Below are 13,235 nucleotides of genomic sequence, written 5' to 3'. Positions count from 1 at the left end.
GCAGCTGGGGGCATAACAGGATCAGGTAAGCCAGCTATTTTGGTTGCGCTATGCCGGGGTCGCGGTGAGAGAGCGGGCTATTTGCTGTAAAAAATCGGGGATACGGATTTCCAGCCAGTACTCCGGCCGCCACAGGCTGCCGCTGACAAAGCCCACGTGCCCACCCCGTCGAGAGATCTCCAGTTCTACCGAGGGGCTGCATTCATCCGGTTCCGGTACTGCCGTCGGGCAGATGAAGGGGTCATCCAGTGCGTGAATTATCAGGGTCGGCCTTGCTATCTGCCTGAGCAGCGGCTTGCTGGACGCCCGGGTGTAGTAATCCTCGACATCCAGGTAGCCGTGCAAGGGCGCCGTGAACTTGTCATCGAAAACGCGGAAGTTGCGGAACAGCTCGGCATCATTCACGTCCGGTAGCTGGCGGGCAAGCTCAACATCGGCGCTCTTGCGGCGCAGGCTCTGGCGCAGGCTGTCCAGCAGGTGGCGCTGGTAGACCCGGGAAAGCCCGCTGTTGATCCTGCGGCTGCAGGCATGCAGGTCCAGCGGAGCCGAAACCGACACTGCCGCCACCAGGGGGCTGCTGTCGCTGTCCTCCCCCAGCCATTTCAATAATACATTCCCGCCCAGCGAATAGCCTACGGCCATCAATGGTGTATTCGGCAGTTCCCTGCGCAGGACACCCGCCAGCCAGCGCGGATCATCACTGTCGCCACTGTGATAGGCCCGCGGGAGCTTGTTGGGGATGCCCCCGCAGCCACGAAAATGCATTACCGCAACCTGGAAGCCGCGCTTTTGCAATGCCTGCATGATGCCCTGGGCATAGGGAGAGTTGACCGAGCCTTCCAGTCCGTGGAGGACCAGCACCAGAGGCCTGGCAGGATCATCGTGGAGTTCCTCCGGCATATGCAGCGCGATGACATCCCCATCCGGGGTATGGAGCCAACGGCTGTGTGTCCGGACCCAGGGCTTCGGGCGATGGAATCGGGGAAATACGGTCTGGAGGTGACAATTGCCCAGGCCGGTGGCCGGGCGAAACTTCTCTGTCATGCAAGTCAATCCGGTTCGGGGAGGCGCTACCTTACCAGAAACAAGGGGGTCAGGAACCGCCCTGTGGGGACCCGGCATCTGCACTTACCTCTCCAGCGCGCTCGGCGGTCATCGCGGCGTCACCTTCCGGGCCAGCCTCCGGTTGCTCGACCCGTGCGTAAAACCGGTAATCGCCATCACGCATCACCAGGTAAACGGTATAGGGGGAAAATTTATCACCGTCGTACATTCCGGGGCTCCCCTTCGGCATCCCGGGCACGGTCAACCCAATACTACCCTCCGGAGGATTGGCGAGGAATTTCCGGATCAGCCGGGCTGGCACGTGGCCCTCGAATACATACTCGCCATTGAACACGCCGGTGTGGCATCCCTGCATACCAGTGGGGATGCGCCACTTGCCCTTCAATTCGCTGAGTTCATCGTTGCTGGCGTTCACCACCGGTGTCTGCATGCCATTGCCCTGCAGGTGCTCCATCCACCTTTTGCAGCAAAAACAGAAGCGATGCTTGTAGACCGTGATGACCGGTTGTTGTACTGCTGCCTGTTGCTGCTCAGCAGTTCGCCCCGGTTCAGTCGCACTATCATCGGCACGGGTGGGATTGACTATGGCAAGGCACAACACTGCCACCACCAGGGCAAGCGGGGAAACAACCGATGATTCAGCGGATTTCCGCATAATGAATGGCATACAGGCCTCCCCCATCGGTCCACTGGTGTACCAGTGTAAAGCCGGCTTCACGGAGCATTTCAGCAAACCCCTCCAGGGTATATTTGTGGCTGTTTTCCGTGTGAATGGTTTCGCCCTCGGCAAAATCAAAACACTCGCCTGCTATATGCACCCGCTGGGGCTTGAGGCTCACCAGGTGCATCTCCACCCGCTGCTTGAGCGCATGGTAGAATGAGCGGTGGGCAAAGGCGTCCAGGTCAAAATTCCCACCCAGCTCACTGTTAATACGTGTCAGCAGGTTCTTGTTGAAGTTCGCGGTAACATGTTCGCTGTCGTTGTAAGCCCGCTCCAGTACGACCGTGTCCTTGACCAGGTCGGTGCCAATCAGGATGCCGTCCCCGGTAGAGAGATGGGCCGCAAAATCCGCCAGCAGCTGGCGCGCTGCTTCAGGGTCAAAGTTGCCAATGGTGGACCCCGGGAAAAAGATTACCCGCCGGCCACCAGGGGATTGTCTCGACACGCCCTGCCAGGCCTCCGGTGCGGTAAAGTCACCAACATGCGCCTCCACTTTCAGGTCAGGCAATTGCCTGCGAATGCGAGTTCGTGCAGCGAGCAGGATTTCCGGCGAGATGTCCATGGGGATGTATACCCGCGGTTCTTCCAGCGCCTGCAACAGTGGTTCCACTTTCTCGCAGTTACCGGCGCCCGGCTCGATAATCACGCTGTCGGGCCCGATCAGCTTCGCCATATGTGGCAGGTGGTCACGGAAAATCCCGGCTTCGGTGCGGGTCAGGTAGTAATCACTGAGCTCGCAGATCTGCTCAAAGATGCGCGACCCCTCTTCGTCATAGAGGTATTTGCAGGGGAGCGTTTTCTGCTCCTTGCGCAGGCCGGCAATGACATCGCGGCGGAAAAATTCTGTTTCACTGACTTCATTCGCTGGCGATAAGGCCATATTCATACTGGGTCTCCTGCCAGCCTGACACCGGTAAACTGCCATCCCTGGTGCGGGTAAAAGAAGTTACGGTAGGTCATACGGATATGATCTGCCGGAGTAATACAGGAGCCACCTCGCAATACTTTCTGGTTACACATGAACTTGCCGTTGTATTCACCTACCGCATCATCACTGGCGCGGAAGCCCGGATATGGCAGGTAGGCGCTGGAGGTCCACTCCCACAGGTCGCCGAGGAACTGGTGCTGGCCCGCGCTTGCGCAAAGTGGGCGGAACTGGCGCTTCTCCAGCAGGTTGGCAGAAGCCAGCTGGTCGGGCTGGCGGATCTGGCAGGCAGCGGCTTCCCACTCCGCTTCTGTCGGCAGTCGTTTGCCGGCCCAGGTAGCGAACGCGTCAGCCTCGTAAAAGTTCAGGTGGCAGGCGGGTTCACCATCGACCAGCGGCTGTAACCCACCGAGGGTAAACTGCATCCAGCGCCCCTCCCTCTGCTGCCAGTAAAGCGGCTTCTCCCAACGCTCCTGCTGCAGCAATGACCAGCCATCGGAGAGCCAGAGCCTCGGGTTCCGGTAGCCACCATCCTCAATAAATTCGATAAACTCGCGGTTGCTTACCAGCCGCGATGCGATATGGAAATCCTCCACCAGCTGCTGGTGTGCCGGGCTCTCATTATCGAAATAAAAATGGTCCCCCTCGGCACCAATGGCATAGGCCCCGCCGGGAATTTCCAGCCACCGGAGTGCCGGCGCATCGGCGCCCTCCTCTTCTTCCGGGTCGCAGGAGAGATCTGCATAGGCTGGCTGCAGGGGGTTAATGGAGAAGGCATGCTTGATATCGGTGAGCAGCAGTTCCTGGTGCTGCTGTTCATGGTTCAGGCCCAGGGCAACCAGTGCCTGCAGAGCCTCAGAAGCCGGATAGTCGGACAGGAGCTCCTGCATGGCCAGGTCCACGGACTGGCGATAGGCAAAGATACTGTCTATGTCCGGCCGGGACAGCAGTCCACGCCGGGGGCGACTGAAAGGCGTACCCAGGCTGTTGTAATAAGAATTGAACAGCTCGTGATAGTGGCTGTTGAACACCCGGTAGCCGGGCAGCGCGTTGCGCAGGATGAAGGTTTCAAAAAACCAGGTGGTATGGGCCAGGTGCCATTTGCTGGGACTGGCGTCGGGCATGGACTGCAGCTGCATATCCTCTGCCGAGAGTGGATCGGCCAGTGCCTCTGTCTCGGCCCGCACTCGCTGGTACCGGGAGATGAGTTCAGCCTGGGTTTCGTCAGATACCTCTCGCGCCAGTAACGTCATGCGATGGATCACTGCTGCTGCTTTTCATTGATCATACGCAGTTTTGGCGTGATTCCGATAGATTTGCCAGTGCGGCGGGATTTTTTGGCGCTTATTTCTTTGTATTGATTGCCTCGCCAGAAAAAGAAAAGGCCGGCGAATGCCGGCCTTTTCCTACTGCTTTGAAAGCACGCTGATCAGAAGCGAACGGTCACGTCCGCACCGAACATGCGCGGCTGGAAGCGCCAGCCGGTTTCGGAGCCGATAGCACTACCCGGGCCACCGAAGGAGCCCACCACTTCCTCGTCGGTAAGGTTCTGGACCCACGCGGATACGCTGTAGGTATCGCTGGCACTATGGAATGCCACACGGGCATTCAGCAGGTTGTAGTCCGGAACCACCAGGGACGGATCAGAAATGGTACCGACACGCTCGTCAGTCCAGTTGTAGTCACCACGCAGGACGACATCAGCACCGGAGTTCATGCCGATGGTGTATTCCGCCATCAGGTTGAACTTGTTTTCCGGGGTGCCGACGCGCGGCTGGCCGGTACGGTCATCCTCGGCAGTTTCACCGGCAGCCTCGATCACCTGGTAACGGGTGTACTCGGTCTGCAGGTTGGAGTAGTTACCGCCGATCAGCAGGTTGTCAGTGGCTGCGAACAGCACCTCCACCTCTGCGCCCTGGCCTTCAGCGTCTGCGTTACGCAGGTTGTAGCTGGGGATCGGGAAGCCGATCAGGCTCAGCTCCTGCAGGTTTTCGTACTCGTAAGCGAACAGGGACGCATTCAGCTGCATGCGGTTGTCCAGCAGGTTGGACTTCATGCCCACTTCGAAGTTGGTAACGTTCTCCTGGTCAAAGGAGTTTTCGATATTCTCACCGTAGTTGAGGCTGTTGAAGCCGCCTGCCTTGAAGCCGTTCGCCAGCGAGGCGTAGGTCATGACGTTGTCGTTCCAGGTGTAATCCAGCACCACGCGACCGGACAGGTCAGACCAGCTGTCGGACGGCGACTCGGAGATCATCGGCTGGCCACCGCTGAAGAACGCGATACCGAACGGCAGGCCGTACAGTTCGTTCTGGTACTGGGTGTCGATGCTGAAGTCTTTCTCGTCCTGTGTATAACGCAGGCCGAAAGTCAGGTCCATACGATCGGTCAGGGACCAGGTGGCATCACCATAGATGGCCGCAGAGCGGTAATCACCGGTGTTCAGCACGTTCTCACGCCAGTTGGCATCGGTGCCCTGTACGAACGCATTCGCTCCCTGGAACAGGCAGCCCTGCAGCAGGGCCGGGTCGCTCAGCGCCGGGGCGCAGGAGAAGGTGCTCAGGAACTGACCCCAGGCTTCCGGGGATTGCTGCGCCCGGGCAACCAGGGACGGCAGCAGGTTCTGGCCGAAGAAGCTGGCGATCAGGGCGCCGTCGAGGCCGTAGCCGCGAATCATCTCGCGTGCTCCAGGAACAACTTCGCGAACCTGCTCGTCGGTCATCTGGGAGATGGCCATCAGCTGCGGGGTCAGCTCATCGATAACCGGCTGCTGCATTTCGGGGGGCAGCGCACCGGCCAGGCCCAGCAGGTCCATCGGGCTCTCACGCAGCGCAGTGTAGAGGGCGAAAGACTCGAAGGTGCTCGGGGTGAAGAACGCCTCGGTATTGTGCTCGAGCTTCTCCTGGGAGTAGGAGGCACCCAGGGTCCACTTCAGGGTGTCGCTCTCGCCGTTGAGGCGGAATTCCTGGGAGAAGTACTCCTGGTCATCGTAGTTGGCGGAACCGAAGAAGAAGTCCGGGTTGTTCGCGCCGTCCTCATCCTGGCGAATATAGGCCTCGAAAGTGCGATACGCCGTGATGGAGGTCAGGGTAACGTTATCGAAGTCATGGGTAACCTGCAGGGAGGTACCGTACAGGTCGCGCTCTTCCAGGTTATTGAAGTCCAGCGCTACGTCGCCAAAGACATCGCCGCCGCCAACTGAAATAGCGTCGTTGGTAGAGACGCGGGTGGCACCGTTCTGGTCCAGGCGGCTGTATTCACCACGCCACAGGATTTCAGTGTCGTCGGTGGGCAGCAGTGATACGGACGCACGCAGGGTCTTGGTGTCCTGGCCGCCCCAGTCAGCGCCGTCGAGGGCGTTGGGGTAGTAGCCGTCACGCTTGTCGCTGGAAGCTGTCAGGCGCACCGCCGCGCGGTCGTTGATGGCGCGATTGATGATCACATCCGAGGACAGGCGGCCGTAGTTGCCGGCGGTCATGGAGACCTGGGTCTGGTCCTCGTTGAACGGGCGCTTGGTGATGATATGGATGGCACCACCGGTGGCGTTGCGGCCAAACAGGGTACCCTGCGGGCCTTTCAATACCTCTACCCGCTCGATATCAGCCAGCGGCACCTCGGCGCCGGCGCCACGGCCGGTGTAGACACCGTCGACATACACCGCCACGGCCGGGTCAGAACCAACGGTGAAGTCGGAAGTCTGGATGCCGCGGATGTTGTAGGTCGGCTGCAGGGCTGTGTCGTTATTCATTTCGACACCGGGCGTGGACTTACCCAGGTCGGTCAGGCTCTGTGCGCCCATCTTCTCGATGTTGTCGCCGGTGAAGGCGGAAATCGCAATGGGGACATCCTGGAGGTTCTCCGAGCGCTTCTGCGCGGTTACCACTACTTCCTCGATCTCGGCCGCATAGGCAGAGCCGCTGATGGCGGTGGCAAAGGCAACAGCCTGGGAGAGAATGGACAGACGGAAGTTCCGGTTGCTACCGGTCTGATCGGCGTCGTGCATCATCGCGTCCTCGCGTTTGTTGTTATAGAAAAGCGTGATGTTCAGTTACGTTTTTGTTATTGGGCGCCATATTACGTGCCAAAAAACAAATGTGAAAGCCTGTTATGACTTTTTTCTAGTGACCAGTCAGTTCTGCAGGCGGTAACCAGTTAGTGGCGGACTCTAATGGCACTCTATTCCACAGAAAAGGCATATTTGTGACTCGTCGATGTCCTCCGGTAACTATTTTGGTGCACGAGTGGCTGATAATATCTCCGGATAACACAACCCTAAGCTCCACTGGATGTACGCATGTCCCTCAATGCCCCGCTTCGCTTCCTGACCCGCACTGCCCTCTTGCTGGCAGCCCTGATAGCCATCGGCCTGCTGGTGGCGTGGCTATGGTTGCGCCAGAGCCTGCCACTACTGGAGGGAAGCCTGGAAACCGGCCAGCTGGATCATCCGGTAACCGTGCGGCGTGACGCCCAGGGAATTCCCCTCATCGAATCCACCAGCCGCGACAGCATCGCCTTCGCCCTGGGCTTCCTGCACGGCCAGGAGCGTTTCTTCCAGATGGACCTGCTGCGCCGCAACTCGGCTGGCGAACTGTCGGAGCTGGTAGGCGATGCAGCGCTGGAGCATGACCGTGAAGTGCGCGTGCACCAGTTCCGCAAACGGGCACAGCGCAATGTCGAGGCCCTGCCGGAGGACCAGCGTGCTGTGCTGGCCCAGTACGTGCGCGGGGTCAACCTGGGGCTGGAGGAACTGGGCAGCAAGCCCTGGGAATATGTACTGCTCAACCAGGAGCCCCGCCCCTGGACCGCAGCTGACAGCATGCTGAGCGTCTTCAGCATGTACCTGAGCCTGCAGAGCCCGATCGGCAAGTTCGAGCAACGGGACACCGCCCTGGCCGACCTGCTGCCGGACGACCTCTACGGTTTCTTCTTCCCGGAGGGCGGCAGCTGGGACGCGCCCCTGATCGGCGAGGCCCGCGGCCCGGTGCGCCTGCCGCAAACCAATATCGCCGCCCTGCTGGAAGAGGCCGATTCCATTGCCTACCAACCCATGGAGAGCGACGACCAGGTATACGGCAGCAACAACTGGGTTGTCGGCGGTGCGCTCACAGCGCACGGCGGTGCCATGCTGGCAGATGACATGCACCTGGGGCTCGACGTGCCCAATATCTGGTACCGGGCGGCCTGGAGCATTCCCGGCACCGATCGCAAGATGCGGGCGGCCACCCTGCCCGGCGGCCCCATTGCCGTCGTCGGCACCAATGGCCGCGTGGCCTGGGGCTTTACCAATACCATGGGCGACTGGGGCGACCTGATTCCGCTGGAGCTGAATGAAGCAGGCGACCGCTACCGGACCCCCGACGGCTGGGCTGAGTTTACCGTCGAGCCCGAGCAGATCGCCGTCAGGGATGGGGAGCCGGAAACCCTGGAGGTGCGCAAGACCATCTGGGGCCCGGTAGTGGGCGAGGACCACCGTGGCCAGCCCCTGGCCTACCGCTGGGTGGCCCATGACACCCGCGGTGGAAACCTGAACCTGCTGCTGATGGAAACGGTGGAAACTGCCAGCGAGGCGCTCGACCTGGGCCCCCGGCTGGGCATCCCCCACCAGAACCTGGTGGTCGGTGACAGCCAGGGGAATATCGGCTGGACGGTAGGCGGTGCCATTCCCCGGCGTGTGGGGCTGGATGGCAGCCGCTCCGTTTCCTGGGCCGACGGTACCGCTTACTGGGACGGCTACCTGGGTGCTGAGGAGCAACCCCGCGTCTACAACCCGCCCTCTCACCGCATCTGGACTGCCAACAGCCGTGTCATGGACGGCCCGCAACTGGCAGTGATGGGCGACCACGGCTATGCCCTGGGCGCCCGCCAGCGCCAGATCCGCGATGCGCTGTTTGCCCGGGACTCCTTCAGCGAGCAGGACCTGCTCGACCTGCAACTGGATGACCGCGCACTGTTCCTGGAACGCTGGCAACAACAGCTGCTGGTCCTGCTAGACGGTGAGGATGAGTACGCCGACGTGCGGGCCGAAGTGGAAAACTGGGGCGCCCGGGCCAGCGCCGATTCCGTAGGCTATCGAGTCGTACGTAACTTCCGCCTCAAGTTCCTGGAGTTCACCACAGCGCCGGTACTGACCTACATGCGCCGCTTCCAGGAAGATTTCTCCTTCGGGCCGCGCAAGCGTCAGCTGGAATATGCCGCCTGGGAAATGAACCACTCTGAGCCAGCGCATTTGCTCAACCCGGACTTCGCGTCATGGCGCGAACTGAAGCTGGCCGCCCTGGACGCGGTGCTGGAGAGAATGGCCCGGGACGGGCTTCCGCTGCAGGAGCAGACCTGGGGCGTGCAGAATACCGCCCGCATCTGGCACCCGCTTGGCCGCGCAGTGGCGCCGGTAAACTGGCTGACCGCGATGCCGGCGGATCGGCTGTCCGGCGACACCCACCTGCCCCGCGCACAGTCCCCGACCACCGGTGCCTCCCAGCGCATGGTGGTGTCACCGGGATCAGAGGAGAGCGCCATTTTCCATATGGCGACCGGGCAGAGCGCCCACCCGCTTTCGCCTTTCTTCGCTAACGGCCACCGTGACTGGGTCGAGGGGAACCCCTCACCGCTGATGGAAGGCAAGACCCGCTACACCCTGACACTCCAGTAGCTGTTGTGGCCCGGGCCTGCGTCTCAGGCAGTTTCGTCGAGGATGGCGAAAGACAGGAAAGAAGTCAGCAAGCCCAGCGCCGCCACAAAGGGCAACAATGGGAAACAGAGCATCAACAGGGATGCGGCAATCCAGAGATTCTTAACCCAGCCCCGCTTTACCCGGTAAGCCCGGGTATAGCGCCGGGTATGGCTGTCATTTGGGTCCGGCAGGGAAATCTCTTCTTCCGCCGGCGTAAAGCAGTGCACTAAAAGCGTGCAATAAAATCGGATCAGCGCGACAACCATGCTAGACACCACTGGGAAAATCTATCTGCAGTATAGATAGCCGTGACGTCTCGGGTGGCTTGTGGCCACCGTTCAAAGTGGTTGCAGCTGTCAGTCAGTGGAAGGGTCCCGACGGTCAGGCGGGCACGTCGGCAAAAAACCGGGCAGTGAAGTCGTCGTCAGCGAAACCACTGCAGCTTTTCATGCAGGCTGACAACACCACCGACAATCGTCAGAGCGGGCGCCTGGACTTCACGCTCACGGGCCAGGTCCGGCAGTGTCTGCAGGTTGCCGACCACGACCCGCTGCTCCGGCGTGGTGCCCTTCTCTACCAGTGCCGCTGGTGTTTCCGCCGGCAGCCCATGGGCCGCAAGCTGCGCGCAGATGGTATCCAGACCGGTAAGCCCCATATAGAACACCAGCGTCTGGCCCGGGGAGGCAAGCTCCTTCCAGGGCAGGACCAGCTCCCCCTCCTTGAGGTGCCCGGTAATAAACCGTACCGACTGGGCATGGTCACGGTGGGTCAGCGGGATACCCGCATAGCTGGCACAGCCTGAAGCCGCCGTGATACCGGGTACCACCTGGAACGGAATCCTGGCATCCGCCAGCCGGTCAATCTCCTCACCACCGCGGCCGAAAATAAAGGGGTCACCCCCTTTCAGGCGCAGGACTTTCTTGCCCTCCCGGGCCAGGTCCACCAGCAGCTGGTTGATATTGTCCTGGGGAACCGAGTGAAACTCTTTTTTCTTGCCGACGTAAACCCGTTCGGCATCGCGGCGCACCAACTCCAGCACTTCCTTCGATACCAGCCGGTCATACAGCACGACATCCGCCTGCTGCATCAGCCGCAGCGCGCGGAAAGTCAGCAGGTCAGGGTCACCGGGCCCGCCGCCCACCAGGTAGACCTCGCCGGTGGGCTCGGGGCTTCCGGCCCACTTTTCCAGCACCTCGAGCAGCTGCGCCTCGCCCTCTTCCGGCTTGCCGGACTCCACCTTGCTGGCAACCGGGCCGGTAAAAACCCACTGCCAGAAATCCTTTCGCTGGGGCTCCGGCAACGCCTCCTTTACCCGGTCCCGGGTCCGCGCGGCCATTTCCGCCATGGAGGCCACCGCCGGCGAGAGCAGAGCCTCCAGCTGCGCGCGAATGCTCCGCGCCAGAACCGGGGCCGCGCCACCGCTGCTGATGCCAATCGACAGCGGACCGCGCTCCACCAGGGCGGGCACCGTAAAAGTGCAAAGCTCGGGGGAGTCGACCACATTGACCGGCAGGCGCAGGGCCCGGGCATCGGCGGACACGATCGCATTGACCGATTCCTCCGAGGTCGCGGCAATTACCAGCTCGCCAAGGTCGAGAAATTCTGTGCGATACGGCTCCGGGTAATACTGGCCACCGCTCTCGCGCACCAGCTCACGCAACTCGTCGGTAATGTCCGGTGCGACCACTACCAGGCGGGCGCCCGCCTTGCGGAGCAGGCGTGCCTTGCGGGTGGCGACGGGCCCGCCACCCACCAGCAGGCAGGGGCGGTCGATCAGGTCAAATGCGAGGGGGATATAGCGCACTGGTTGTTATCCGTTATTTCAATGCGGCCCACGCCCTGGTACAGGGCATCAGCCAATACTTTCGATACCGCCCATATAGCTGCGCAGTGCCTCGGGAACTTCGATGGTGCCGTCTTCACGCTGGTAATTTTCCAGTACCGCGATCAGGGTACGACCGACGGCGAGCCCGGAACCGTTCAGGGTATGCAGCAGCTCCGGCTTGCCGGTCTCCGGGTTGCGCCAGCGGGCCTTCATCCGGCGCGCCTGGAAATCCCCGACCAGTGAGCAGGAGGAGATCTCGCGGTACTTGTCCTGCGACGGAATCCACACCTCGATATCGTAGGTCTTGCGTGCGGCGAAACCGATGTCGCCGCCACAGAGGATGACTGTGCGGTAAGGCAGGCCGAGCTTCTGCAGGATGGTTTCCGCGTGGCCGGTAAGGTCCTCCAGGGCCTGCTCCGACTGGTCGGGGCGGGCGAACCAGACCAGTTCAACTTTTTCAAATTGATGCTGGCGAATCATGCCGCGCGTATCGCGGCCGTGGGACCCCGCCTCGGAACGGAAGCAGGTGGTGTGTGCCACATACTTGTGCGGAAGGGATTCCCCCTCCTCGACAATCTCATCGCGGTACAGGTTGGTCAGGGGCACCTCGGCGGTCGGGATCAGGTAGAAATCCCGCTCGTCTTCCAGCTTGAACAGGTCCTCGGCAAACTTGGGCAGCTGTGAGGTCCCGAACAGCGAGTCGCTGTTGACGATCACCGGCACGTTGGCCTCGCGGTAACCGTGCTGCTCAATGTGCACATCCAGCATGAACTGGGCCAGTGCGCGGTGCAGCTTGGCTACCTGGCCGGTCATTACCGCGAAGCGGGAACCGGTGAGCTTGGTTGCAACCTCGAAATCCAGGCCGTTCAGCTGGGCTCCCAGGTCGACATGGTCGCGAACTTCGAAGTCGAAGCTGCGGGGCGTGCCCCAGGTGCGGACCTCGACATTGTCGTCCTCAGTCTCACCCTCCGGTACGGCGTCATCCAACAGGTTGGGGATCGCCGACAGGATCGCGTCCAGCTCCCCCTGCAGTTCGCCGAGCGCCTCCTTGGCCTCACCCAGCTGGCCGCCCAGGGACTCAACCTCCTTCAATAGCGGGGCGATATCCTCGCCCTGCGCCTTGGCCCGACCAATGTTCTTCGATTTGCTGTTGCGCTCACTCTGCAGGCTTTCGGTGCGAACCTGTAGTTCCTTGCGCCGCTCCTCCAGCTCCTGGAGGCGGGCAGTATCGAGTTCGAAACCGCGCTTTTTCAGAGTCGCGGCCACTTGGTCCATCTGGGTGCGAATGAGTTTGGGGTCGAGCATGGTGCTTTGATTACCGCTTATAGATATTTCATTGTCAGGGCGATAGCCGCGCCGGTGGCAGCCAGGCAGAGCACCAGGCTGATCAGAATATAGGCAAGGGCCATCAGGGGCTGGTTATTGTGCCACAACAGCAGTGTTTCCAGCGAGAAGGTGGAGAATGTGGTGAGGGCGCCGAACAGCCCGGTCATCAGCAGCAGGCGCCATTCCGGGGAGAGCAGACCCCGCTCGATGATCGCCACATAGACCACGCCGATCAGGAAAGAGCCCATGATATTGACGATCAGGGTGCCGAGCGGAAAGCGCCCCTCGAATACCGGATAGCTCCAGACGCTAACCAGGTGGCGGATCAGGGCTCCGACCGCCCCACCCACTGCAATTGCCAGCCACTGCATTCGACTTTCCCGTGTCTATCGACGCTGTAGGGGAGAGAGCGCCGCCGTTGAACCCCCTGCCCGATTCCGGGCCGGTCATATGACCCGAATTCTACCGGAATTCGCCGCCACGGACACCGGGGCGGTCCGAATCGGCCGCCTGCCGTTACCCCACTGCCACCCGGTGCTTCATGGCACTGAAGCGCCATGGCCGCCCGGAAGAAGTGGCCGGGGTGGTGGCATTCCTGGCGGGACCGGAAGCAGCCTTCATTACCGGTTCGCACTACGACGTCGATGGCGGCTTCAAAGCCTGGTCGACCTTCCCACTCCTTCATCGAGGGGCCCGCATGTGCGGG

The 13,235-nt window shown here is 61.3% G+C and carries 10 protein-coding genes and 1 pseudogene; 2 read left to right on the top strand and 9 right to left on the bottom strand.

Features of this window, described 5'->3' with window-relative positions:
* Positions 1–48: 48 nt before the first annotated feature.
* The 5 genes from LVE68_RS01420 to LVE68_RS01400 form a co-directional block, all read right to left on the bottom strand.
* Entirely contained in the window at positions 49–1,044 is a 996-nt protein-coding gene (locus LVE68_RS01420) for a hydrolase (RefSeq protein WP_232942473.1), read from the bottom strand.
* 49 nt (positions 1,045–1,093) lie between these two features.
* Positions 1,094–1,732 carry a DUF411 domain-containing protein gene (locus LVE68_RS01415; RefSeq protein WP_232942471.1) on the bottom strand — a complete coding sequence of 213 codons (639 nt, stop codon included), beginning with the start codon at positions 1,730–1,732 and terminating at the stop codon, positions 1,094–1,096.
* Complete coding sequence (gene egtD, locus LVE68_RS01410) at positions 1,704–2,672, bottom strand: L-histidine N(alpha)-methyltransferase (RefSeq protein ID WP_232942469.1); 969 nt, start codon at positions 2,670–2,672, stop codon at positions 1,704–1,706. The genes LVE68_RS01415 and egtD overlap by 29 nt, the downstream gene beginning before the upstream one ends.
* Entirely contained in the window at positions 2,669–3,976 is a 1,308-nt protein-coding gene (gene egtB / locus LVE68_RS01405) for an ergothioneine biosynthesis protein EgtB (RefSeq protein ID WP_232942467.1), read from the bottom strand. The genes egtD and egtB overlap by 4 nt, the downstream gene beginning before the upstream one ends.
* A 164-nt stretch (positions 3,977–4,140) precedes the next feature.
* Complete coding sequence (locus LVE68_RS01400) at positions 4,141–6,711, bottom strand: TonB-dependent receptor (protein WP_232942465.1); 2,571 nt, start codon at positions 6,709–6,711, stop codon at positions 4,141–4,143.
* 291 nt (positions 6,712–7,002) lie between these two features.
* Between LVE68_RS01400 and LVE68_RS01395 the strand changes: the two genes are divergently transcribed.
* Positions 7,003–9,357, top strand: a complete 2,355-nt coding sequence (locus tag LVE68_RS01395) for a penicillin acylase family protein (RefSeq protein WP_232942463.1) — start codon at positions 7,003–7,005, stop codon at positions 9,355–9,357.
* A gap of 23 nt (positions 9,358–9,380) precedes the next feature.
* On the opposite strand, the gene LVE68_RS01390 is transcribed toward LVE68_RS01395, so the two are convergent.
* The 4 genes from LVE68_RS01390 to crcB form a co-directional block, all read right to left on the bottom strand.
* Entirely contained in the window at positions 9,381–9,644 is a 264-nt protein-coding gene (locus LVE68_RS01390; protein ID WP_232942461.1) for a hypothetical protein, read from the bottom strand.
* Between the two features lie 158 nt (positions 9,645–9,802).
* A complete protein-coding gene (gene cysG, locus LVE68_RS01385) occupies positions 9,803–11,182 on the bottom strand; it encodes a siroheme synthase CysG (protein ID WP_232942459.1) in 1,380 nt (459 codons plus the stop codon).
* Positions 11,183–11,230: 48 nt separating this feature from the next.
* Positions 11,231–12,508, bottom strand: a complete 1,278-nt coding sequence (gene serS / locus LVE68_RS01380; RefSeq protein WP_232942457.1) for a serine--tRNA ligase — start codon at positions 12,506–12,508, stop codon at positions 11,231–11,233.
* A gap of 17 nt (positions 12,509–12,525) precedes the next feature.
* Positions 12,526–12,900, bottom strand: coding sequence for a fluoride efflux transporter CrcB (gene crcB / locus LVE68_RS01375; protein ID WP_232942455.1), 375 nt, complete (start codon positions 12,898–12,900; stop codon positions 12,526–12,528).
* Between the two features lie 170 nt (positions 12,901–13,070).
* On the opposite strand from crcB, the pseudogene LVE68_RS18145 reads away from it, so the two are divergent.
* Positions 13,071–13,172: pseudogene (locus tag LVE68_RS18145) on the top strand (SDR family oxidoreductase); the annotation flags it as partial.
* Positions 13,173–13,235 lie beyond the last annotated feature (63 nt).

Source organism: Microbulbifer sp. YPW16, from assembly GCF_021290385.1.
GTDB lineage: Bacteria > Pseudomonadota > Gammaproteobacteria > Pseudomonadales > Cellvibrionaceae > Microbulbifer > Microbulbifer zhoushanensis.
This window is presented reverse-complemented; position numbering and strand designations above follow the sequence as displayed.